General features: G+C 61.0%; 24 protein-coding genes. 12 read left to right on the forward strand and 12 right to left on the reverse strand.

Annotated elements, in window-relative coordinates; all coding sequences use genetic code 11:
• Positions 1 to 73: 73 nt before the first annotated feature.
• The 10 genes from MSKU9_RS00315 to mltG all read left to right on the forward strand — a co-directional run bounded on the left by MSKU9_RS00315 (position 74) and on the right by mltG (position 8,970).
• Positions 74 to 898, forward strand: a complete 825-nt coding sequence (locus tag MSKU9_RS00315; protein WP_141259397.1) for an acyl-ACP desaturase — start codon at positions 74 to 76, stop codon at positions 896 to 898.
• A gap of 53 nt (positions 899 to 951) precedes the next feature.
• Positions 952 to 1,569, forward strand: coding sequence for a Dabb family protein (locus MSKU9_RS00320; RefSeq protein ID WP_141259373.1), 618 nt, complete (start codon positions 952 to 954; stop codon positions 1,567 to 1,569).
• Positions 1,570 to 1,603: 34 nt separating this feature from the next.
• Entirely contained in the window at positions 1,604 to 2,362 is a 759-nt protein-coding gene (locus MSKU9_RS00325; protein ID WP_141259374.1) for a glycine betaine ABC transporter substrate-binding protein, read from the forward strand.
• A gap of 10 nt (positions 2,363 to 2,372) precedes the next feature.
• On the forward strand, positions 2,373 to 3,647 hold the full coding sequence (locus tag MSKU9_RS00330) for a class I SAM-dependent methyltransferase (protein ID WP_141259375.1): 1,275 nt from the start codon (positions 2,373 to 2,375) through the stop codon (positions 3,645 to 3,647).
• Between the two features lie 2 nt (positions 3,648 to 3,649).
• Positions 3,650 to 4,192, forward strand: a complete 543-nt coding sequence (locus tag MSKU9_RS00335; RefSeq protein ID WP_141259376.1) for a YdcF family protein — start codon at positions 3,650 to 3,652, stop codon at positions 4,190 to 4,192.
• A gap of 65 nt (positions 4,193 to 4,257) precedes the next feature.
• Positions 4,258 to 5,235, forward strand: a complete 978-nt coding sequence (fabD, locus tag MSKU9_RS00340) for an ACP S-malonyltransferase (protein ID WP_141259377.1) — start codon at positions 4,258 to 4,260, stop codon at positions 5,233 to 5,235.
• 74 nt (positions 5,236 to 5,309) lie between these two features.
• Positions 5,310 to 6,065: a 3-oxoacyl-[acyl-carrier-protein] reductase gene (fabG, locus tag MSKU9_RS00345; RefSeq protein ID WP_141259398.1), complete on the forward strand. Its 756-nt coding sequence runs from the start codon at positions 5,310 to 5,312 to the stop codon at positions 6,063 to 6,065.
• Between the two features lie 257 nt (positions 6,066 to 6,322).
• The gene (locus MSKU9_RS00350) at positions 6,323 to 6,562 is read left to right on the forward strand and encodes an acyl carrier protein (protein WP_003618476.1); all 240 of its coding nucleotides are present in this window, start codon (positions 6,323 to 6,325) and stop codon (positions 6,560 to 6,562) included.
• A 70-nt stretch (positions 6,563 to 6,632) separates the two neighbouring features.
• The gene (gene fabF, locus MSKU9_RS00355) at positions 6,633 to 7,916 is read left to right on the forward strand and encodes a beta-ketoacyl-ACP synthase II (protein ID WP_141259378.1); all 1,284 of its coding nucleotides are present in this window, start codon (positions 6,633 to 6,635) and stop codon (positions 7,914 to 7,916) included.
• 55 nt (positions 7,917 to 7,971) lie between these two features.
• Positions 7,972 to 8,970 (forward strand): endolytic transglycosylase MltG, encoded by a 999-nt coding sequence (mltG, locus tag MSKU9_RS00360; RefSeq protein ID WP_141259379.1) that lies wholly within the window; start codon positions 7,972 to 7,974, stop codon positions 8,968 to 8,970.
• A gap of 28 nt (positions 8,971 to 8,998) precedes the next feature.
• Here mltG and MSKU9_RS00365 read toward each other — a convergent pair whose 3' ends face one another.
• From MSKU9_RS00365 to MSKU9_RS00400, 8 genes are all read right to left on the reverse strand, one after another.
• Entirely contained in the window at positions 8,999 to 9,823 is an 825-nt protein-coding gene (locus MSKU9_RS00365) for a lipid-binding SYLF domain-containing protein (protein WP_193557596.1), read from the reverse strand.
• Between the two features lie 126 nt (positions 9,824 to 9,949).
• Entirely contained in the window at positions 9,950 to 10,738 is a 789-nt protein-coding gene (locus tag MSKU9_RS00370; RefSeq protein ID WP_141259380.1) for an inositol monophosphatase family protein, read from the reverse strand.
• Positions 10,739 to 10,768: 30 nt separating this feature from the next.
• The gene (locus MSKU9_RS00375) at positions 10,769 to 11,269 is read right to left on the reverse strand and encodes an MmcB family DNA repair protein (protein WP_141259381.1); all 501 of its coding nucleotides are present in this window, start codon (positions 11,267 to 11,269) and stop codon (positions 10,769 to 10,771) included.
• Between the two features lie 17 nt (positions 11,270 to 11,286).
• Positions 11,287 to 12,054: a nucleotidyltransferase family protein gene (locus MSKU9_RS00380; RefSeq protein ID WP_141259382.1), complete on the reverse strand. Its 768-nt coding sequence runs from the start codon at positions 12,052 to 12,054 to the stop codon at positions 11,287 to 11,289.
• An 8-nt stretch (positions 12,055 to 12,062) separates the two neighbouring features.
• Positions 12,063 to 12,845: a sterol desaturase family protein gene (locus tag MSKU9_RS00385; protein WP_141259383.1), complete on the reverse strand. Its 783-nt coding sequence runs from the start codon at positions 12,843 to 12,845 to the stop codon at positions 12,063 to 12,065.
• Positions 12,842 to 13,951 carry an LptF/LptG family permease gene (locus tag MSKU9_RS00390; protein ID WP_141259384.1) on the reverse strand — a complete coding sequence of 370 codons (1,110 nt, stop codon included), beginning with the start codon at positions 13,949 to 13,951 and terminating at the stop codon, positions 12,842 to 12,844. The genes MSKU9_RS00385 and MSKU9_RS00390 overlap by 4 nt, the downstream gene beginning before the upstream one ends.
• Positions 13,948 to 15,126, reverse strand: a complete 1,179-nt coding sequence (locus MSKU9_RS00395; protein ID WP_141259400.1) for an LptF/LptG family permease — start codon at positions 15,124 to 15,126, stop codon at positions 13,948 to 13,950. The genes MSKU9_RS00390 and MSKU9_RS00395 overlap by 4 nt, the downstream gene beginning before the upstream one ends.
• 50 nt (positions 15,127 to 15,176) lie before the next feature.
• Positions 15,177 to 16,094, reverse strand: a complete 918-nt coding sequence (locus MSKU9_RS00400; RefSeq protein WP_141259385.1) for a metallophosphoesterase family protein — start codon at positions 16,092 to 16,094, stop codon at positions 15,177 to 15,179.
• Between the two features lie 160 nt (positions 16,095 to 16,254).
• Between MSKU9_RS00400 and MSKU9_RS00405 the strand changes: the two genes are divergently transcribed.
• Both MSKU9_RS00405 and MSKU9_RS00410 read left to right on the forward strand, forming a co-directional pair.
• Positions 16,255 to 17,235 carry a diacylglycerol/lipid kinase family protein gene (locus MSKU9_RS00405; RefSeq protein ID WP_141259386.1) on the forward strand — a complete coding sequence of 327 codons (981 nt, stop codon included), beginning with the start codon at positions 16,255 to 16,257 and terminating at the stop codon, positions 17,233 to 17,235.
• A gap of 12 nt (positions 17,236 to 17,247) precedes the next feature.
• Positions 17,248 to 18,216 (forward strand): protein-tyrosine phosphatase family protein, encoded by a 969-nt coding sequence (locus tag MSKU9_RS00410; RefSeq protein WP_141259387.1) that lies wholly within the window; start codon positions 17,248 to 17,250, stop codon positions 18,214 to 18,216.
• On the opposite strand, the gene spt is transcribed toward MSKU9_RS00410, so the two are convergent.
• The 4 genes from spt to MSKU9_RS00430 form a co-directional block, all read right to left on the reverse strand.
• Positions 18,200 to 19,402 (reverse strand): serine palmitoyltransferase, encoded by a 1,203-nt coding sequence (gene spt / locus MSKU9_RS00415; RefSeq protein WP_141259388.1) that lies wholly within the window; start codon positions 19,400 to 19,402, stop codon positions 18,200 to 18,202. The two genes, MSKU9_RS00410 and spt, sit on opposite strands and share 17 nt — an antisense overlap.
• Before the next feature lie 6 nt (positions 19,403 to 19,408).
• Complete coding sequence (locus MSKU9_RS00420; RefSeq protein WP_007400085.1) at positions 19,409 to 19,660, reverse strand: acyl carrier protein; 252 nt, start codon at positions 19,658 to 19,660, stop codon at positions 19,409 to 19,411.
• Between the two features lie 190 nt (positions 19,661 to 19,850).
• Complete coding sequence (locus tag MSKU9_RS00425) at positions 19,851 to 21,590, reverse strand: fatty acyl-AMP ligase (protein ID WP_193557597.1); 1,740 nt, start codon at positions 21,588 to 21,590, stop codon at positions 19,851 to 19,853.
• Between the two features lie 53 nt (positions 21,591 to 21,643).
• Entirely contained in the window at positions 21,644 to 22,777 is a 1,134-nt protein-coding gene (locus MSKU9_RS00430) for a sensor domain-containing protein (protein WP_141259390.1), read from the reverse strand.
• Positions 22,778 to 23,006: the final 229 nt, after the last annotated feature.

Below are 23,006 nucleotides of genomic sequence, written 5' to 3' on the forward strand. Positions count from 1 at the left end.
ATGTGTCATGTCGTCTCCAGCAATGGCACGCGCGGCGCGCCGTCATGGAGAAAATGCAGAAGAACAGGTAGCGATGAAACACTGGCGCATTGAACAGATGGACTGGGACCGTTTCGATCCGCGACGTGTGGACCCTGACATTGTCCCATTGGTCAAGGCCGCTTCGGTCGTTGAACGGAATGGCCTGGATTATGCCTGTTATCTGAAGAATGTATTCGCCGATGATCCTGATTTCAGCCAGGCGGCGGATAACTGGGCACAGGAAGAGGTGCAGCATGGCGATGCCCTGGGCCGGTGGGCCATGCTGGCAGACCCGTCATGGGACTACATGGCGGCGTTTGACCGGTATCGGCAGTCCTACCGGCTGGATCTGGATGTGGATGCTTCCATCCGTGGGTCGCGCACGGGGGAACTGATCGCGCGCTGCATGGTGGAAACGGGTACCTCCTCATTCTACACCGCACTGGCCGACGCCACGGACGAACCCGTGCTCAAGGCGATATGCCGGCAGATCGCGGCGGATGAATACCGTCATTTCAAGCTGTTCTATGACCACATGCGGCGCTACCTGCGGCGCGAGCACCTTGGGGTATGGCAGCGCACGCGCATTGCCCTGGGCCGGGTGACGGAAAGCGAGGATGATGAGCTGGCTTCCGCCTTCCACACCACCAATGAACCCAGTACCGTGCCCTATGACCACAAACGCTGCATCGCGGCCTACATGTCGCGCGCGCTGCGCTTTTACCAGCCACGGCATGCCGTGCGGGTGACGGGCATGATCCTCAAGACAATCGGGTGGACGCCGCACGGACGGCTGCATGCGCTGATTGCCAGGGGGGTGTACCACCTCATCATGATGCGCCAGCGCCAATTCGCGCGCGTCATGGCGGCGGCCTGACCGCCGTCCACCCACAGACAGGAATGAAGACAGACATAATGAAGGTTCGGGACATGAAGATGCGGTATCTTGCCGTTGTGGCGGCAGGCTGCCTTGTGCTGGCGGGCACGGCGCGGGCGGATGCGCCAGCGGCCCCCGACACGGCAGGGACGGATACCCCGCCCGAAGCCCAGATCAGCGACGCCGCCCATGCCGAACGGCTGATCGCGTCCCAGGTGGGACTGGTGACCTTTACATCCCCCGGTTTCCATCCGGGCACGGTGCGGCATATCGTCATGTTCCGCTTTCTGCCGGTCATTACCGACGCCCAGCGCGCGGAGGTCGTTCGTCGCTTCATGGCGCTGCGCCAGATTTCCCGGCGCAGCGATGGCAGCCCTGTCGTCGCCTCCATCGAGACAGGTGCGCAGATGAGCGGGGAAGGGCAGGATGAGGGATTGCAGCAGGCCTTTATCGTCACGTTCAATTCCGAAGGGGATCGCAATTACTACGTTGGCCGTCCGGTCGTGACCGATCCGGCCTATTTCGATCCCGCGCATGAAGCCTTCAAGAAATTCGCGGCCCCCTTCATCATCAGCACCCTCGTGTTCGATTATGCCGTTCCTTCCACGCATCCCCAGCGCAAGGTTCCGGTCCAGACCGGCCGCCTGCGTGTGCCCCAGCAGCAGGGCTGACGGATCGGCCCCATCCATCAAGGAGTGAGATTACATGACAACCGTGACCCTGGGTCATCTGGACAATACCCTGCAGCAGGCGTCGGCGGCAGCCGTGGCGCGCGTGCTTGAAGCCTATGAACTTGAAATCGAATACGTCGTGGCCGCCCGCGCCGAAATGGTGGAACACATGCGCCGTGGCGATGTGGACCTGTTCGTGTCCGCATGGCTGCCTGATGTTGATGCCGCCTTCCTTGCCCCCGACCTGGGCATGGAAGCATTTGGCCAGCTGTACCGCCCTGCCTTTGGCTGGTGCGTGCCCGAAGCGGCGGCGACCGGAATCACGTCGGTGGCCCAGCTGGCGGGTGAGGGCTGCCCCATCGGTCGTGAGATCGTGACCCCGGACTCCATCCTGGACCGCGTGCGTCAGGTTGTCGCGGCCTACAACCTGACGGAAGCGGGATACACCATCGCCAGCCGCCCCGATGCGGAAGCGTACGACCACGCGGCTCATATCCTCGCCGGTGGCCTGCCCGAAATTATCCCGACATGGCAGCCCTCCTTCCTGCATTACGGGCAGCGGCTGGCGCAGTTGGATGACCCGAAGGGCGCGTACGGGGCCGAACAGGACGCGCGTATCCTGCTACGCTCCGCCGTGCGGGTCGACATGGATCAGGATCTGCTGGATGAGCTGGATGAACTGACGCTGGGCAACAAGGTGGTCAGCGCGCTGGACCACGCCATGCGTTTTGATGGCATGAGCGCCGACGAAGCCGCCGAGGCCTGGCAGCGCGGCAAGCTGCTGCCGCGCTGAGGCCCATGTCATGAGCCAGCATGAAACCGATGCCCCACCCGCCCATGATGCGCGTGACGCCGGGCTACAGGCCCAGTACGAGCAGTATCCCTATCCCGCCCGCGACCCGCGTGAGGAAAAGAGCCGCCTGCTGATCGGCAGCCCCAGTCACCTGCGTGAAATCGATTACTGGGTCTTCGGGGCCACCCGGCCGCAATCACTGCCGTTGCGGGTACTGGTGGCCGGATGTGGCACGGGCGATGGCGCGGTCATGCTGGCCACCCACATGGCGCGCGCGGGACGGGCAGGGGAGGTGCTTTGCCTCGACCGCTCCCCCGTGGCGCTGGAAACGGCGCGGGCGCGGGCACAGGTGCGGGGGCTGGAAAACATGCGCTTCTTGCGCGGTGACCTGACCGACCTTGCTACGGTAGCTTCCGGACCGTTTGACTATATTGACTGCTGTGGCGTGCTGCACCATCTGCCAGACCCCGATGCCGGGCTTGCGGCACTGGAGGGCGTGCTGGCCCCCGGTGGGGGAATGGGCCTCATGGTCTATGCGCCTTACGGGCGCACGGGCGTGTACATGCTGCAGGACGCGCTGGAGCGTCTGGCCCCGGTGGCGGATGCGCCGAAGCAGCGGCTGGACGTGGCGCGTCGTGTCATGCGGCATCTGCCGGCCACAGCGTGGCTGCGGCAGAACGGCAATTTTGGCGATCACCTGACCGGTGGGGATGCAGGGCTGTATGACCTGCTGCTCAACCCGCGTGACCGGGCGTATGACATCACTGCCTTCCACGGCCTGCTGGACCGCGCGGGGCTGGCGACTGCGTGCCTGATGGAACCGGCCCGTTACGACCCCGCCCTGCTGCTGCCCGACCCGCGCCTGCGCGAACGGATTGCGGCCCTGCCCGAACGTGCCCGCCAGGCCGTGGCGGAGGACGTGGCAGGCAACATGGCCACCCATGTCGCCTATGTGCGCCGGATCAGCGAGCCCGTAGTCCGCGCAGATTCCATGGCGGCGGATGCCGTGCCCATCATGCGGGAAATTCCCGGTATCGAACTGGCCCGCATGATTGGTGGCGATGACCGGCTGCCTTTCGCCTTTGGCACGTTGCAGGTCGCCATCGCCGTGCCGCCGCAGACGCGCGGCATCCTGCCCCTGATCGATGGGGAGCGCACGGTGGGGGAGATCGCCGCGATCATGGAAACGCGTGGCCTGTCCGCCGGTCGGTTCGCAAAGGTCTGGGAGCAGGTCTTCACCACGCTGGAATCGCTGAACCGGGTGCTGCTGCGCGCGCCGCACTGACCATGGCGGGACAGGCGTGGGGGGACGACGGCCTGCCGGTCGTCATATTCGGCGCGAAACTGAAACCTGACGGCATGCCCACGCGTACGCTGCGGCTGCGCGTGGCGGCGGCCCATGCCTTTGGCGGGCAATGGGGCAAGGTGGTGTATGTGCCCACCGGAGGCCCTTCGCTTCCCTCTGGGCGGCGGGAGGCGGCCGTCATGGCTGATATGCTGTGCGGCAGGGGCGTCCCGTCCGATGCCATCATGATGGAGGATACGGCCCCCGATACGCTGGCCTCCGTCATCCGGTGCACAAGACTATTGCGGCGACGGGGATATGTGGGGCCGGTTGGCGTGGCCAGCAGCGCCTATCACCTGCCGCGTTGCCTGCTGCTCATGCGGATGATGGGGTGGCAGGTGGTGCGTGTGCCCCCGCCAGATGCGCCTGCCGCGCAGCGGTTGGGACGACGCTGGTTCTGGCGCCTGCGCGAAGGGGCGGCGCTGCCGTGGGATGGGCTGCTGCTGGCATGGTACCGCCTGCGCGCAGGGCGGGATGGTGATTGACACTGCCTGTCGCAACCCGCATCACGCGGTGGAACCGAAAAACAATATGAGTGTGGATGGAAGTCATGCCTGTGCAAGCTTTTGTTTTCCCCGGTCAGGGAAGTCAGTCTGTTGGAATGGGACGCGATCTGGCCGAGGCATTCGCCCCTGCGCGGGAAGTGTTCCAGGAAGTGGATGATGCCCTGGGCCAGCACCTCTCGAAGCTCATGTTCGAAGGGCCGATGGAGGATCTGACCCGTACCGACAATGCCCAGCCCGCGCTGATGGCGGTCTCGCTGGCGGTGCTGCGGGTACTTGAACGTGATGGGGGCGTGGACCTGAAGCGTGACGTAGCGCTGGTGGCCGGACATTCGCTGGGTGAATATTCGGCCCTTGCGGCAGCAGGCGCGCTGGGTATCGCCCAGACGGCCCGCCTGCTGCGCCTGCGCGGCAACGCCATGCAGAAGGCCGTGCCGCCGGGCGAGGGAGGCATGGCCGCTCTGATTGGCGTGGGCATGGACATGGATCGCGCCGCCAGCCTGTGCGCGGAAGCCGCGACCTTTACCGACGACGCGGGCAAGGCCCACATGCAGGTGCTTGAAGTCGCTAACGACAATGGCGGCGGCCAGGTGGTCGTGGCGGGCGAGACGGCGGCCATTGACCGTGTCATCGCCCTGGCCAGGGCGCAGGGCGTCAAGCGGGCGCTCAGGCTGCCGGTTTCTGCCCCGTTCCATTGCTCGATGATGGCCCCTGCCGCCCAGGAAATGCGTGTGGCCCTTGCTGACACGGACATCAAGGCCCCGGTCGTGCCCGTGGTGGCCAATGTGACGGCGGCCAAGGTCACCGACCCGGCCACGATCCGCGATCTGCTGGTGCGTCAGGTGACCGGCACGGTGCGCTGGCGTGAAAGCGTTGACGCCATGGTGGCCATGGGTGTCGACAGTTTTGTGGAAATCGGTTCGGGCAAGGTGCTGGCCGGGCTGGTTAAGCGGATCAATGGCGACGTGGCCACCCGTTCGGTCGGGACCCCGGCCGATATCGAGGCCTGCCTGGCCGCGCGCTGAAACAGGCATCTGTCCCACGGCTTCAGTCGTGGGATCATGTTGAATTGATGGATACCGAAGGGAACGGACAGGTCATGTTCAGGCTGGACGGAAAGGTTGCTCTGGTTACCGGGGCATCAGGTGGAATCGGGCGCGAGATCGCGCGTGCGCTGCATGCGCAGGGTGCGGTCGTGGTGCTGTCGGGCACCCGGCAGGCGGTGCTGGAGGACGTGGCGGCGTCCATCGGCGCGGAAGGTGGCGCGGACCGGCTGCATGTCTGTCCCGCCGACCTGTCGGATGCTGCTGCAGCCGACGCGCTGGTCGCCAGCGCCGAGGAAAAGGCAGGTGCCCCGCTGGCCATACTGGTCAACAATGCCGGGCTGACGCGTGACACGCTTGCGATTCGGATGAAGGACGAGGACTGGAGCCGCGTGCTGGACGTTGATCTGGCCGCCCCCTTCCGCCTGTGTCGCGCCGCCCTGAAGGGCATGCTGCGCCGCAGGGCGGGACGGATTGTCAACATCGCCTCCGTTGTGGGGGTGACAGGCAATGCGGGGCAGGCCAATTACGCCGCCGCCAAGGCCGGGATGATCGGCATGGGCAAGTCGCTGGCGCAGGAAGCCGGTAGCCGTGGCGTGACCGTCAACACCGTGGCCCCGGGTTTTGTCCAGACCGCCATGACCGATGTGCTGCCAGATGCACAGAAGGAAAAGCTGGTGGGATCCATTCCCCTTGGCCGCATGGGGCAGGCGGCGGACATTGCCCCGGCCGTGGTTTACCTTGCTTCTGATGAGGCCGGGTGGGTCACCGGGGCCACGATCCATGTCAATGGCGGCATGGCGATGGTCTGACAGATGTGATATTTTGCTGGACAGCAGGCCGGAAGTGACAAAAAAGATAGTCCTGACGGCCGCGCTGTCCCCTTAATTGCGGGGCGAGCAGACAGGAAATGCATTCGCCGCCTTGGCGATCGCATCAAAACCGTGCTAATCGCCCGCAGCTTCGTCCGAAGCGGGCTGGTGTGAAACACTGGTTTGCAGGGACGTTACAGGACGAACACGTTTCGAACCGCCCGTTTCTTTCAGGGGCAGACAGGAAGCAGAGACAGATGAGCGAAATCGCCGATAAGGTTAAGAAGATCGTAGTCGAGCACCTTGGTGTGGACGAAAGCAAGGTCACTCCCGACGCCTCTTTCATTGATGATCTGGGCGCCGACAGCCTGGACACGGTGGAACTGGTCATGGCGTTCGAGGAAGCTTTCAGCGTCGAGATCCCCGAAGACGCAGCCGAGAAGATCACGACCGTGAAGGACGCGATCGACTACATCGAAAAGCAGAAAGCTGCCTGATCGGTCTGTTTCCGATCATATTTACACGAATTCAGTCAGGTATCGTTACTTTCAGGAGCAGGACGGGTTGATGCAGTCTACCGGATTAACGTCTGGACAGCGGCGCGTTGTCGTAACCGGTATGGGCATTGTCAGCCCTCTGGGACTGGGTGTGGAGCGTAACTGGTCACGTCTCGTGGCCGGGGAAAACGGCTTTGGCCGCATTTCTTCGTTCGACGCGTCCGACCTGCCGGCACAGGTTGCGGGTGAAGTGCCCGCAGGGCCAACGGAAAGTGGCGGCCTGACCCTTTCGGACTGGATACCCGTCAAGGACCAGAAAAAGATGGATCGCTTTATCCATCTTGGTCTTGTGGCGGCGACCGAGGCGGTCGAGGATTCGGGCTGGAAGCCGGAATCGGAAGAAGACCGCTGCCGCACCGGTGTCATGATTGGTGCGGGTATCGGTGGCCTCCAGACCATTTACGAGGCATCGGTGACGGTGAAGGAAGGACGGGCACGCCGCCTGTCGCCCTTCTTCATCCCGTCCGCCCTGATCAATCTGGTCTCGGGGCATGTCTCCATCAAATACGGATTCAAGGGGCCGAACCATTCGGTGGTTACGGCCTGCGCTACGGGTGTGCATGCCATTGGCGACGCGGCCCGCATGATCATGCTGGGTGATGCTGATGTCATGGTCGCCGGTGGGGCTGAAGCCGCCGTATGCCCGCTGGGCATCGCGGGGTTCTGTTCCGCCAAGGCCCTGTCTACCCATTTCAACGACGAACCGGAAAAGGCATCCCGTCCGTGGGACCGTGACCGTGACGGCTTCGTGATGGGTGAAGGCGCCGGGATCGTGGTGCTGGAAGAATATGAACATGCCAAGGCCCGTGGCGCCAGGATCTATGCTGAAGTTATTGGCTACGGCATGTCGGGCGATGCACATCACATCACGGCACCCGCCGCCGGGCACGAAGGTGCATTCCGCGCCATGCAGAACGCCATGCGCAGCGCGGGTCTGACCCCTGCTGACATCCAGTATGTCAATGCCCACGGCACATCCACCATGGCGGATGATCTGGAACTGGATGCGGTTGAACGCCTGTTCGGTGATGATGCGCGTAATCTGGCCATGTCATCGACCAAGTCCGCCACGGGACACCTGCTGGGTGCGGCGGGTGCGGTGGAAGCGATCTATTCCATCCTTGCCATTCGCGATAACGTGGCACCGCCCACGCTCAATCTGGACAACCCGTCGCGTGAAAGCGTGATCGACCGGATCGCGCACACGGCACAGGAGCGCAAGATTGATACGATCCTGTCCAACAGTTTCGGGTTTGGCGGGACCAATGCCAGTGTGATCCTGCGCGGCGTGTAAGACCGGGGCGCCTGCGGGCGCCCTTTCCATTTCAGAAACCGGGTAAGGAGAAGGCGTGCGCAGGGTTCTGGCTGCACTTGGACTGTTATTTCTGGTGCTGGTCCTGTCTGCCCTGGGCATCGCGTTCGTCGGCGGTCGGCATTACGAAGCCCCCGGTCCCCTGACCGAACAGCGCACGGTCGTGATTCCGCATGGTGGCGCGGAACAGGTGCTGCTGACATTGCAGCAGGCAGGCGTCCTTGACCCTGATCTGCTGACCCGGAAGGTATTTGAAGCTGCAACCGCCCTGACCCGTGTGGATGGGGCATTTCATGCTGCCGAGCTGGTTTTTCCGGCGCATGCATCCATACAGCAGGTGCTGTTCGTTCTGCGGCATGGCAAACCAGTAGTGCATAAACTGACGGTGCCCGAAGGTCTGTCCGCCATCCAGATTGCAAATCTGCTTGAACATGCGCCGTATATGGATGGCAGCTTTCCGTTCCCCGCCGAAGGGGCGGTCATGCCGCTGACCTATGATTATGAATGGGGTATGCCGCGCGCGCAGATGCTGGCCCGCATGCAACGTGCCATGGATCGTGCGCTGGATCAGGCATGGGAAGGGCGGGAAGTGGATCCCACCATCATGAACCGTCATGATCTGCTGGTTCTGGCATCCATGATCGAGCGTGAGACGGGCAACCCGGCTGAACGCCCCATGGTGGCGCGTGTGTTTCTCAACCGCCTGCAACAGGGTATGCGGCTACAGTCCGACCCGACTGTGGTCTATGGATTGAATCAGGGCGCTGGGCCACTGGGCCATGCCCTGTCCCATGCCGACCTCATGCAGCCTACGGCCTATAATACGTATGTGATAGCGGGTCTTCCGCCGGGACCGATCTGTTCACCGGGAGCCGCGGCACTGGAGGCTGCCGCCCATCCGGCACGGGGTGACCAGCTGTATTTTGTGGCGAACGGGCATGGCGGTCATGATTTTGCGACGACCCTGGGGGATCATAACCGCAACGTGTCCGCGTTCCGCGCAGGGAAGCATGCACAGGCCGCTTCCCCCAAATAGAGGAAAGCGGTGATGTCTGGTGGGGTGATTACTGTGGCGGCAGGCTCTGGCTGCTGACCGATCCGGATGGGGCCGTTGCCATCGGCTGCTGCGTTGTGGTGGTATCCGTATTTGTGGTGCCGGTTTTGCCGTTCTTGTCCGGGCGGGCCTGCGCTGCGGTCAGGACCTCGCTCAGGGCGGAGCGGAGCGGGTCTGCGCCTGAATTGTTGACCCGCATGGAAACCACAATGTCTTCCGGTCCCACAATCTGGTTGTAATAGGCACGGTTGGCGGCACTGTTTACCCGCATCTTGGAGCCGCCAAGGGCCGCACCGGCAAACAGTCCCTTGGATTTCTGCACGCCCCGGATAGACGTGTTGTGTTCACCCGCCGTGCCGGTTTCCAGTCCCGACCCGGAGGACGCAAAGGACGTGCCGACATCCGCACTCAGCTTCATCTGGCTGTCCAGCAGGGACTGCACGCCATCGTCGGTCATGACAAACAGCATGACCTCGACATCCTGCATGCCAAGCTGGAGACCGAAATTGGCCGAGGACATGCGGTAGAACGCAGGGTCGGACCATGACCCATGGGCATCCCGTGTCAGGAACACGCAGCCACCGCCGCCGCCGCCGAAGGCGATCGACATGCGAAAGACGGACGGACAGACAATGACCCCACGCGCTTCGGCCAGGTAACGGGTCACCTTGCTGCCTGCGGTTGCGGTGGAAAACATGTCACGAACGGTCAGGGTGGCGCGGTCCACCAGGCTCTGTTCTTCTTCCATGCTGGCAGCCATGGCGGCATGTAGCGGCATCATCAGGGCCAGGGTGGCGAATGATGTCCTGATGAGATGAAACTTGTGCAAACCCATGCTCCCTTTCCGATTCGTAACGGCAGATCCACCAAAACGGCCCGTGCCTTGGAGTGGTCCGTTTTCATGGCTGAATCATGGTCCATAAGGCAAGACCGTGTGGCACGATACAGCCATATATTGCGGTTATTTAAGGGAGACGCCCACCGCGTCGGACAGCGCATCGGCAATGCCCGGAGCGGTAGCAAGGATGTGGATGCCACCGGTCAGGCCACCATCGCGCAGGAAGGGAGACACCCGCGCCCCGGCTTCATCCAGCAGGACAAGGGCCGCGGCCACATCCCACAGGTTGATGCAGATTTCCAGATAACCGTCCTGACGGCCACAGGCGACTTCCGCAAGCGCAATGGCACCCGAACCACCGGAACGCGGCATGGCGCCAAGGTTCAGGATCGCATCGATCTTCTGCTGGAATACACCGGCAGGCACGCGATTGCTCCATCCCATCTCGATCAGGGAAGACGCGGTATCGGTAACGGGGGATGCATGGATGCGCTGACCATTGAGGAACGCCCCGTGCCCACGTACCGCCGTATAGGTTTCACCCAGTGCGGGCGCTTCGATAATGCCGGCAACTGGTGTGTCGCCATCCAACAGCCCAAGCGAGATGCACCAGCGGTTGCGACCGCGGGCATAGTTGGACGTGCCGTCAATCGGGTCCACCACCCAGCGCAGGGTGCCGGTGCGGGTGCGACCTTCTTCCTCGCCCTGAAAGCCATCCTCAGGGAACAGCGTGCCGATTCGTTCGGAAATGAAGGCTTCCACCGCGCCATCGGTTTCCGTCAGCCAGTCCTGCGCGCTTTTCTGCGTGCCCTTTGGGCCGCCGGGGGCAGGACGCATTTTCATGGCAAGGGCCGCTGCATCACGTACGACCGAACGGGCGGCTTCAAAACGGGTCAGAATGGCCTGTGTCATCGGGTAACCTTTTTTCAGGGTCAGAAAATATCATTCCACACGGAGCGCCGTTTTCACCGCGTGCTCCACCTGTGGCATTTCCATCCTGCCTAACCGCTCTGCGGCCTGCATGGCAAACTGGAGTGTAAGCTGCCGCCGTCGCGCGGGGGCCAGTGCGGTATGTGGGGATGGACGCAGGATCGCGCAGTCAACACAGGCTGCGCCCCCTTCCACACCATAACCCGTCGCGGCCAGGATCAGGCCCGTGGTATCTGGCAGGACAGCCTGTGGAAAATCCTGGTTGACGGCAAAATACATCTGGTCGCACCACGGTACGTAATCCTGCCATTTCTGGTCAGCACGGAAATCGGGCAGGCCGGACTTGATTTCGATACAGATGAAATGGCCCCTGGGCGTAAGCGCCATGATATCCGCGCGCCTGCGCCCTGGCAGGGTGAATTCATGCAGCACCGCCCAGCCATGCAGCCTGCACATCTGGCTTGTGCCCGTGCGGATTGCGGACTGGATCTGCGGTGCAGGCGGGCGGGACATGGGGCGAATAAGGACGATCAGGTCGCAGGCGTTGCGGAAAGCAGGCGGGTCACCAGTTCAAGATCCGCAGGCTTGTCCACATCCACTGCAGCGCGTCCGTTCGGCAGGGGAATCAGGGCTACCCGTGCATGTGACAACTGCCCGATGCGGCGGCAGACATCCGCGCGCGTCAGGCGGCGCAGGACAAAGCGCAGCAGGACTCCCGGCCCAAGTGTGCGCGCCATCCTGAATGGGTGCTTGCGGTCGGCTTCCAGTTTCTGCCACAGCCGGATCACGCCACGGGCGGCGGGCGTGCGGAACAGGAACATGTTGCAGCCTGAAAACGCACCATCCGCCAGCCGGATCATGGTGCGCTTGGTACCCGGCACATCACGCAGGATATCCGGCTCCATGGCGATGCCGGCGGCGACATCACATCCGTTGTCCCGCGCGCCCTGTACGAAGTCACGGATCCAGCCCGGTTCCAGCAGTGCATGATCGGCAGTCGTGACCAGCAGGGGCGTGCCCAGCGTATCCAGCGCCCGCATGACACTGGCGCTAGGACCGGCGGCAGGGGGAATGAAGGTGACATTGTCGGGCACGATGCCGGAAAGGACATCGGGCTGTTCGATACAGACGGCAATTTTGCCAATGCCTTCAACCGCCTGCAGGGCCGTGATGACCCGGCTGATCATCGGGGCGCCGCATATCGGCAGGATGGCCTTGTGCGAAATGCCCGCCGCCTGGGCCATCGGGTCGGGACGGCCCGGCCTGCTGCCCGCCAGTATCAGAACATTTAGTCCCATCTGTGCGGTCACGCCGCGTTACGGGTGGTGTTCGCGCCATCGGGCCGGTCACGCGGGGGGGAACCGGTTTCCTCCATCACCCACGGGTACTGCTTGGCCTCGTTCACGTCATAACCAAGGTTGAACACGGTCGGGCTGCGCGGGCAGCCACGGGCATCAACGTAATAGCTGCGGAACAGGCGGTCCGCCACGAAGCTGGTAATGCCGTAATTACCGTTCTCGTTATGGAAATGGTGCAGCACATGACGCTGTTTCATCCGCTGGATCCAGCCCATGCGCGGCTTGTAGTTCAGGTGCTGGATGCAGTGGAAGAATTCATAGATGCATGTGATGGTCAGACCCGCACCGAAAGCTGCCGCAGCGCCGGCTATGTTGCCGATGGCGTAACCGATGGGAATGGTGACGATGGCAATGGTCGGGATGGTGTTGAGCGGGGAGCCGAACAGCACATCCAGCAGGTGAGGATCCTGGTGGTGATCGAAATGGATGCGCTTCCACAGCGTGGCGGTCCATTTCATGCGATAGAGAAAGCGTCCATGCAGGATGAAACGGTGAATGCAGTACCATACCAGCGGATAGACCAGCATGACGGATATGATGCTGATCGCCACCGGTGCGAGGGAAGCGAAATTATATACCATCAGCGCGTAACTGACCAATGCCAGTGCGAAATACAGCAGGATGGTGGGATAGGTCAGATAGGCAATCCAGAGCTGGGATAGGTTCATCTTGCCCAGGTCAAAGCTGCGGCCTGTTCGGATGGAACTGTTTTTGAGGGTATTCGTAATCATCGCTCTTCGATCCTCAGTAGCACGGTGATGACGCCGAGGATGAAAATAAGGATCCCGACGAATATCGCCATAAGCGAGGGCAATGTTCCCGCATTTCCCAGTGCGCGCAATAGCCCCTGGAATACGATAAATAGCAGGCCCGCGCCCAGACACCAGATTGGCAGCCAGCTGCGCGTTCCGGCCCGCGGTGGGATATAGACCACCGGCACGGCCAGTAACAGCATTACCGTGAACGTCACGGGTAACATGATGCGTCCCAGTATTTCCGTCAGGAAAAAGGACGGAGACTGGCTGGAAGGCAGCGCGCCGCGCTGTTCATCCAGCATTGTGTTGATGGACTGTGTAAAGCTGACCGTCAACTGAATGATATATCCCGGCGTCAGTGATGCGGGCCAGTCCAGCCGAATGCTCTGGTCGGGCGGGGTATCAAGCAGGTCCACGCGTGTGGGGCTTATGACGCTGAGTACATGTGTCGGGGTGCCATACCAGTGGCCATGGATGTAATGGACATCCGCCAGTGTCGTGACTTTCTGCAGCAGGCTTCGCTGGTCGCGGTGATAAACGGTCACCGTATTCAGCATCGTGCCGCCAGCACTCAGATAAATGATGTTTATCAGGTCGTTACCCGACCGGATCCAGTAGTTATGCCTGTTTTTCGCGGCATGAGGCGTGGTGGCGTTCCACCATTGTGCCAGTGCCTGTTCGGTACGGGGGGTGATCTGGTCATCCACGATGCCGCACAGCAAGCCCAGTGCCACGGTGGTCGGCAGCAGCAGTTTGATCAGCCCGGGCGTTGACAGCCCGGCTGCGCGCATTATCGAGATCTCGTTTGATGTGGTCAGTTGCAGCAGGGTCAGCAGCGTACCGATCAGCACCGCGATGGGCATGGCGTTACCGAGCAGCAGCGGCAGATGCAGCACAGCGTAGTACAGCACCCCCGTCAGGCCCAGCTTGCGGTGCATGATTTCCGTCACCTGCTCCAGCAGCGCCAGGATTTCCATGAGCGCCACCACGATGATGGTGGTCGTAAATACCTTGGTCAGCAGCTCGCGCGACAGATAGCCCAGCAGGACCGTACCGCTGGCCAGGCATAACCGCCGCTTCATGTCCCGGTTTCCACGATACGGCGGGGCAGGCCGTCAGCTGACAGTTCGCGTGGCGCAAGGGCCGGCCCACGGGTCAGGAGGATACGGATCCCGCCTGCCTGACGGATCAGCATGGCGACACATATCATGGCAAAGGCGACGGTCGGCAGCCAGATGACCAGCAGCGGAGACATATGCATGTTGGCGACAAAGCTCATCCCCATCTGCAGCGTATGGTCAAAACCGACCAGCGTGATCGCGGCGATGGCCAGGCCGGGATTGCCCCGCTGCCGTTTGCGCACGCCTGCCAGCGCGCAGGCCAGGATGGGGATGAACGGAATGGCCGCCGTACGGGCCAGGCGGAAATGCAGTTCGGCAATCATGTAGGAGTGGCTGATGGACGGGTTGCCATGTCGTATACCGTAATACAGTTCAGGGACCGTCAGTTCGCGTTCGGTCTCGCCACGACCGTTATAGGCTTCATTATCCAGCTTGCCATTGCTCGAGATCATGCGGGTGGTACGGGTGAACCCCGTAACGGAAGGCTGTTTGTCACCGCTGTCCGTCACGATGGTGCCATCTATCAGGTCAAGGCGTATCTGCGATCCATCGGCGGGGTTATAGAGATAGCCCTTCTGGGCGGAAATATAGCGTGTATGGGTCTTGTCCGACTGGTCGCGTATGAAGACATGCCACAGGCGGGACCCGGCATGATCGACCGTTTCCGCCGTAAGCACGATATTGTCCGAAATCGCGAACATCTTTGATTGCAGATGGGGCGTCCACCCCGCATGGCTGGCGAAATAGAAGGCCGAGCGGTAATCATAACGTGCATAGGGCTGGATGAACCCGTAGAGCGAGAAGGCCAGCAGCCCGAATACCGCGCCCGTCAGGACGAAGGGCTGGCAGATGCGGAAGATGGAGACCCCGCTTGCGGTCAGGGCGTCGATTTCGTGGTTGGCGCTCATGCGCCGGATCACGGAAAATACACTCACGCACATGGCTGCGGGCAACGCCAGCCCCAGGTAATGCGGTACAAGGTCGCTGAGCAGCGCGACAAAGGTTTTCATCGAACTGCCATTGGTAGCCAGCATGTCGAACAGCACCAGCAGCCGCTCCAGCAGCAGGGCGGCCATGACCACACCCAGCGCAATGGAAAATGGCGGCACAACCTGACGCAGCAGGTAGCGATCCATTGTGCTGGGAGCGAGCTTTCTCATTATCCGGTGCGAAAAGGACATGCGACTCATGCAGGCGTGCTTACACCGGAAAAACACCCTGATGGAGAGGGAAGGTCAAAAATAGTTTCCTGACTGGTGCCTGTCGTTGCATCTTCCATGAAAAAATGACGCGTGACACCCAGCCTGTAACCGGTGGCATGCGGGGTGATCGCAATATGGTTCCATCCCGCCGCGCGCAACGGATCACACGATCGTGCTGAAGCCGATGCGATCCCCATTACCGGCACCGGCCCCTGCGGGCCGGGGAGGGAGGACAGGGTCGAGGTATGGATATGCCCGTGCAGGATCATCTCCGCACCGTCCTGTGCGATACAGGTGGCGAAAGCCTGTATATCCGTCAGTGCCTTACGACGTATGGCCAGATCCGGAACAGGTGGGTGATGGATCATGACAATGCGGCACAGTCCCTGACGCGCGGTTTCACGCAGTATGTCACGCAGGCGTACGGCCTGTCGTGCGCCAACCGTCCCGGTTGCACGGAACCATGGTGTCGGCACGGCTGAACTGACGCCAATCAGCGCCACATTTCCCACCCTGCGGATAAAGGGAAAGGGAAGTGTCCCCATCCACGGCTGCCACAGACCTACGGTCTGATGCCATCTGTCATGCACAAGGGTGTCATGATTCCCCGGTATGACTGTACAGGGCGCGGGCATCTGCTCCAGCCAGCGCATCGCCTGCCGGCATTCCCCCGGCAGGCCCATGTTGGTCAGATCCCCGGTGACGGCAATCATGTTGACCCTGTTGGCGGCGATGTCGGCCATGACATGGGCCAGAATTTCGGGGCGATGCAGGAAGCGGCGGCGGCCTTTCCACGAAAAATAGCTGAACATGCGCTTGTTCAGGCGTTCCCCAATGCGGGGCGGCGCCATTTCAGTGGGCAGGTGGGGGTCAGACAGATGCGCAATGGTGACGGTGTTCAAGCTGACCTCATTTCCTTGCCTCATGCCCGCCGGGAACGGTTGGGACATGTGTTATGCCTGCCCGCGCGGAAGGACGCTCCATCTTTTCGTGCCTTGCAATAGAAGGCAGATGGTTGCTTATGGCCTGTAAGTCAAATTTCAGACAGGGATGGAATATTCAGTGACCGGACGTTTTGCGCTTGTTTACAACCCGCGCAGCCGGCGGAACATGGGGGACAGGAGTGCATACGCCCAGACGGCCCGGAATCTGCTGGGAGAAAACTTCGTTGATCCGGCTGACCGTTCCCGTCTGGATGCCAACATCGCGGAATTCGCATCCTGCGGCATGGATTGTATCGTCATAGATGGTGGTGATGGCACCGTCAGTGACGTGCTGACCGCCATTCACCGCCACTATGCGCCCGACAGGCTGCCTGCCCTTGCCATCCTGCCGTCTGGCAATACCAACCTGATTGCGGGGGATGTCGGCTTCGGACTGCGTGGCATCAGGGCGCTGGAACATCTGCAGCGGCTTGACGCGTCAGGCCTGCTGCGGCGCAATGTACGCAGGCGCTGCGGTCTGGTGGTGGAATGGCCCGAACCCGACGGACCGCCACCGGTTGTGGGCATGTTTCATGGGGCGGCCGCATTTACACGGGGGATCGAACTGGCTCATCAGCCTGCGATCCTGAATAATTATTCCCATGAAATGGCTGTTATCGTCTCCTTCCTGTCTTCGGTGGCGCATCTGCTGACAAAGCGTTCCCGGCAGGACTGGATGCGCGGTGACCAGATGGTCATGCATGCTGGCAAGACCATCCAGCGACAGGGCAACTGTTTCCTTTTCCTGTCCACGACACTCCAGCACCTGCCCTATGGCATATGGCCGTTCTGGACAGCATGTGGGGCGCGTGATGACGTCATCAATTTCCTGCATGTGGCAGGACAGCCTTCCCGCCTTGCCGCCGCGGCATGGGCACTGTTGCGGGGACGGCATCCGACATGGCTGCAGAATAACCCGGATTATTGCAGTGGGTGCGAAGACCGTATCGAAATGACGATGAAATCCGATTTCGTGCTGGATGGGGAAGTCATGTCTCCCGGTGCGACCGGTCGGATCATTCTGTCGGCGACCGCCCCGATAGATTTCATCCACGCGTAAGGAATGGCGAGCATGCCTCAGTTCAGCCTCACAGACCGTACTGCCGCAGCCGGACGGGTCGCCCATCTGCTGGCGCATGATCTGGTCCAGCCTGTCGCCCCTTTCGTCACGCAGTTTGTCACCCGCCTGCTGGGCGGGGCACAGCCACTGGGTGTGGTTTTTTATGGTTCCGCCCTGCGCGTGCCCGATCCTGAGGGCATTCTGGATTTTTATGTGATTGTCGAGCGTCTGGACGACTGGACATCAGGCTACCTGGCACGCGAAGCCAACCGTATCCTGCCCCCCAATGTGGAATATCATGAAATTCCCATCGAGGGACGGACCATCCGGGCCAAGGTTGCCATCCTGTCCATCGCGCAGTTCCGGCGGATGACGGGCCGCGCCACGCTGGATACCACGGTCTGGGCACGTTTCTGTCAGCCCGTGCGGCTGGTATGGGTCAGGGGGCCGGAGGCGGCTGATGCCATCCTGGCCTGCATTATCCGTGCAGTGGGACAGGCAGGTCGCTGGGCCGCAGCCCTGGGGCCGGCGCAGGGCACGGCTGATGACTACTGGCTGGCCCTGTTTGCCCATACTTATGGTGCGGAGCTGCGTGTCGAGAACGGTCGCAGGCCGCGTAGCCTGCTGCAGGGACAGGAAGGGCGATACAGGAGCCTGCTACCGGATGTATGGCGCGCGGATGGCCTGCCGTTCCGGTATGAGGGAGATCAGCTGATACCCCAGCTGACACCTGAACTGCGTCGGAACATGCGCGAAGGCTGGTGGCTGCGTGGCCGACTGGGGCGCGTGCTGAATGTCAGCCGCCTGCTCAAGGGCGCCTTCACGTTTGAAGGTGGGGCACGCTATATCGCATGGAAGATAAAGCGGCATTCCGGCATTGAACTGCCGCTGGGGCCATTTTCGGAACGGCACCCACTGGTCTGCCTGCCGTATCTTCTGTGGAAATTACGGCAGGCAGGTTTTTTCAGGCGGCGCGGTTGATACCCATCTCGCCCGCCACAACGGCGAAGATTTCTACGGCCCTGTCTATCTGCTCCGGCGTATGTGTCGCCATGACGGAGGTACGCAGCAGGGGGTGCTGGTCAGGCGTTGCGGGCGGCAGGCTGAGGTTGACGTAAACCCCCAGGTCCAGCAGCCGGTTCCAGAATGCCACGGCAACCGCCACATCATCCAGAATGACGGATACGACAGGACTGGCCTGCGGACCGGTACGCAGGCCGGCGGCCTGCAGCCCGGCATGTAGCCTGCGGGCATTGTCCATCAACCGCACGCGCAGTTCCGGCCTGTTTTCCAGTTCGGTCAGTGCTGCCATGGTTGCAGCAATGACTTCAGGGGGCAGGGACGCAGTAAACATGTAAGGGCGCGAGCAAAGCCGGATCAGGTCCAGCCCGTCATGATTGGAAACACAGTAGCCGCCAACCGTGCCAAGGCTTTTGGAAAAGGTGCCGACAACAAAATCGACATCGTCTTCCACGCCATCAGCTTCCGCCACGCCACGGCCATGTTCGCCCATTACACCAACGGAATGCGCTTCATCCGCCAGCAGCCATGCGCCTGTTTCCCGCTTGACGGCCGCGAATTCCGCCATGGGCACGACGTCGCCCATCATGGAATAGATGCCTTCAACCACGACCAGTTTCGCCCCGGGCGTGCCATCAAGGCGGCGCAGGCGTTTGTGCAGGTCATCGGCGTCGTTATGACGGAAGCGGATGACCTGTGCATGGCCAAGGCGGCTGCCGTCATAGATGCTGGCATGACTGTCCGCATCAAGCAGCAGGTAGTCATCCTTGCCCGCCAGCGCGGAAATCGTGCCCAGATTGGCCTGATACCCGGTGGAGAATACCATGGCGTGCCGACGGCGGAAGAATGCGCAGAGCCGTTCTTCCAGCTGGCGGTGCAGGCCCTGCGTACCATTGGCGATACGCGATCCGGTCGTGCCGACACCATAAGCCCTGGCGGCTTCAACCGCCGCTTCGATAGCAGAGGGAGACTGGCTCAACCCAAGGTAATTGTTGGTGCCGAACAGAAGCGTCTCACGTCCCTCGATCAGCCCGACCGTGGAGGAAATAGGCTTTTCGATGACGACGTTGAACGGGTTGCGCCCCCCACCGGCCGTGACAGCCGACAGGGCAGAGGCAAGGCCTTCATATTTCGAGAAAATCGACATGATGTATCAGGATGCCTGCTTGAGGGAGACGATGCAGGCGGCCAGATCATCAATGGTGCGGATATCAGCCAGCCGGTCAAGCGGCACGGAAACGTCGAGCGTATCCTCGATTTCCATGACAAAATTCATGACGGCCAGTGAATCAAAGGCCAGATCTTCAACGATCTTGCTGCTGCCATTGATATCACGGGGAACCTTGGGGTTCGCCAGCAGCGTCTTCACGATCAGCGCGGAGACGCTCGCTACCGTTTCACTCATTCCTACATCCTTATGGCATGTCCCGCCTGCTTGCTTACAGGCAGGGGATCAGCATGAATGGCCTGCCCCACGATCAACGACCGGGGCGGGGACTGCAATCGGTCCCCTGATCGGAAGTCTTATGATCGAAAAACAGTTTTTTGGCCAGTCCTGCTTTACATTCTGGCCCGAAAGGGGCGACCCAGGTTCCTCAGACCACGGAAACAGATGATGTTTCCAGCGGCTGAAACGCACCTGACAGCAGCATGGCTTTCGCACGTGCGCGTGTCAGCTTGCCCGATGATGTCTGGGGCAGGGTATGGGGCGGCACCAGGATGATGGAAACATCCACACCGTGCTGTCGACGGAACAGGCTGGCCGTTTCGGTTTTCAGGGTTTCACGTGCTTCTGGGGAGGAGGCGCGGCACTGCACGAGTGCCACGATCTTCTCGCCTTCATCCTCATCAACCGAAAATACGGCAACATCGCGGCTGCGCAGGCTACTGATTTCGGTTTCGGCCGACCATTCCAGATCCTGCGGCCAGATATTGCGACCGTTGATGATGATCAGGTCCTTGGCGCGGCCGGTTATGACAACCTGTCCATCCAGCATGTACCCCAGATCGCCGGTGTTCAGCCAGCCATTGGCATCCACAACGCGCGCCGTTTCCTGCGGCCGACGGAAGTAGCCCTGCATCAGGCTGGGACCTCGCACGAATACGGCCCCGACCTGACGGTCACGCAACACGTTCCCCTGCGGATCGCGTACTTCAAGTTCGTGGTGCGGCAGGACTTCTCCACAGATGACGAACGTGCGCAACGCACGGGTGGGATCGTTGGACGGCACGGCTTCGCCGCGTGTTTCAAGCGCACGCAGGTCGATCGTATCCGTCCGGATGCCCGAGCCAAGTGGCGCAAAGCTGATGGCCAGTGTCGCTTCGGCCATACCGTAGCTGGCGGTAAAGGCGCCGCTGTCAAAGCCTGCGGAGGCAAAACGCTGTGCGAAATCCTCAAGGATATGATAACGGATCATGTCGCCACCGATACCGGCCACGCGCCATGACGACAGGTCCAGCTCGATCGAGGTGGCGCGTCGGGCGCACAACTCATAACCGAAGGACGGGCTGTAGGAAATCGTGCCACGGTTGCGACTGATCAGGTCCAGCCACACATGGGGCCGCCGCGCGAATTCACGGGTGGGCAGCATGTCCACGCTCAACTGGCACGTCATGGGGGTCAGGAAGAAACCGACCAGCCCCATGTCATGATAAAGCGGAAGCCAGGACACGCAGCGATCGCCCGTTTCACGGACCTTCAGGCCATTCAGGGCAATGGCGTGCGCATTTGCCATGCCGGAACGCTGGGTTACCGCGATTCCCATGGGGAAACGTGTGCTGCCAGACGAAAACTGCAGGTAGGACAGGTCATCTGGCTGGACGGAGGGCAGGGCCTCGACCGTAATCGGTGTTTCCAGCAGTTCAGAGGGCGTGCCCGAGAATTTGAGGTCCAGCCCCGACGTGATTTCATCCGTCCACGACGAGATGATGGAAGCGATTACCACGGCGGATGCCGCCGCGCCCTCGATCATGCCACGCAGCGTCCCTACATATCCTTCGCGGCCGCCAAATGCGACGGGCAGTGGCAGCGGGGCGGGAACAAGGCCCGCATACTGGCAACCGAAGAAGATACGGGCGAAATCGCCGTCACTCTCGGCCACGATGGCAACCCGGTCACCGGGTTCCAGGCCAAGGGACAGCAGGCGTCTGGCCGTTTCGATCGCCTGTTCGCGCAACGTGCTGTAAGGCAGCGTTTCGAGCAGGACGCCCTTGCCGGAGTAGATGTTGAAGCCGCTCTTGCCCCGGGCGGCATAATCCAGCGCCGCCGGGAACGTCGGAAAATCGCCGTAACGACGAGGCAAACCAGAATCGGAGGGGGTCGGGAGGCTTATCATTTCCGGTAATGTGACTTCCACAGACGTAACTTGAAACGGCGAATGGGCGGTGTTCAACCAATTACCCTCAAAAAGTCAATAATCGATTTCGCGCCTTTGGCCGCCGTGTCTTCCGGAGCCGCAAACCCGAATGTATCGTTTATATACTCTTTTTGTCGATCAAGGAAATTTGCATGCGTAAGGAATGCCCTGTCAAGGGCATGGTCCAGTTCACTTACGTTGTCCGTCACCGGCCCCAGTGTCCAGTTTACATAATTCGGGTTATCGCGCCACTGTATTCCGTGCGCATTCAGGAACAGGCAGGGGCGCGGTTTTGTAAGGAATTCTCCAACCTGGCTACTGACATCACCCAGATACAGGTCTGATGCCAGCGTATAGGACATATCCACGCTCCGGTCGCTGCCCGGGTCAATGATCATATGCGGATATGCGGCATAAGGTGCCAGTATACGGCGGCTTTTCGCGCGGTCTGTATCAAATAACCGGTAATGGGGGGCAAAGATCAGGTTGTATTTTTCCTGTTGGGAAAAATACTTCAGAACAGCCATGCCAAACCGGGGCCATGATGACAGGCTGGCACTGAAATGCGGATTGTAGAGAATGGTTGGCCGCGCATTGGAAAACAGGGGTGCGCTATTGGCATGCAGTCGGCGGACCATGTCAAATTTTGCATATATACCAGTCATATAATGCCCATCACGCAGGGTGCCCGCATCCTTCAGGCGGTCTTTTATTTTATGTCCGGCCATCAGGATGTAATCGAACTGGCGCGTGTCATGGGTAAAGCCGATCGCCCGGTCACCTGCGCCATGACGGGTCCAGATCAGGCGGGGACGAAAAACACCCATTTTACGTAAGTAGAGAGATGTGCGCTCGGGAACGACGACTGCCTGAAACCTGTTGAAATAATTCCTGTTCAAAAACAGCACTGCTATTTTGCTTGGAGGAGTCGGCCCGTGGCGCCTTATGTGACTACAGAGCCATGCAGGCAGATGCAGGATATCAAAACTGACCGGGGATTCCGGGTAAAGTCGGCATAGTTTCCGGATGCGGGAATCGCGTTCCGGCGTCAGGCTGGCGATATGAACCTTAATTTCCGGATACAGCCGGGCCATTTCCAAAGCGATGGGAAGTGAATGAAATTCCTGATGTGGCTGGGCAATATATGGGAACAGGATACGGGGCATTTATGACTGGCCTGAAAATCCCTTGGTTGGCCTACATTACATAACACATGGATATATAATAAGATTAAATAACAAATGCCGTGATATCGGATGCATTGAAAGGCCCTATGCTTCGGACGTCATGTATATGTGCCTGTTTCACGCATGGTGCCAGAGGTGATGTTGTGGACGGCCCCCGCACGGAATGTGCGAGGATGAGATCATCGCCGTCTGCAACGCATGGAGCCAC

Source organism: Komagataeibacter diospyri (assembly GCF_006538165.1).
GTDB classification, from domain to species: Bacteria; Pseudomonadota; Alphaproteobacteria; order Acetobacterales; family Acetobacteraceae; genus Komagataeibacter; species Komagataeibacter diospyri.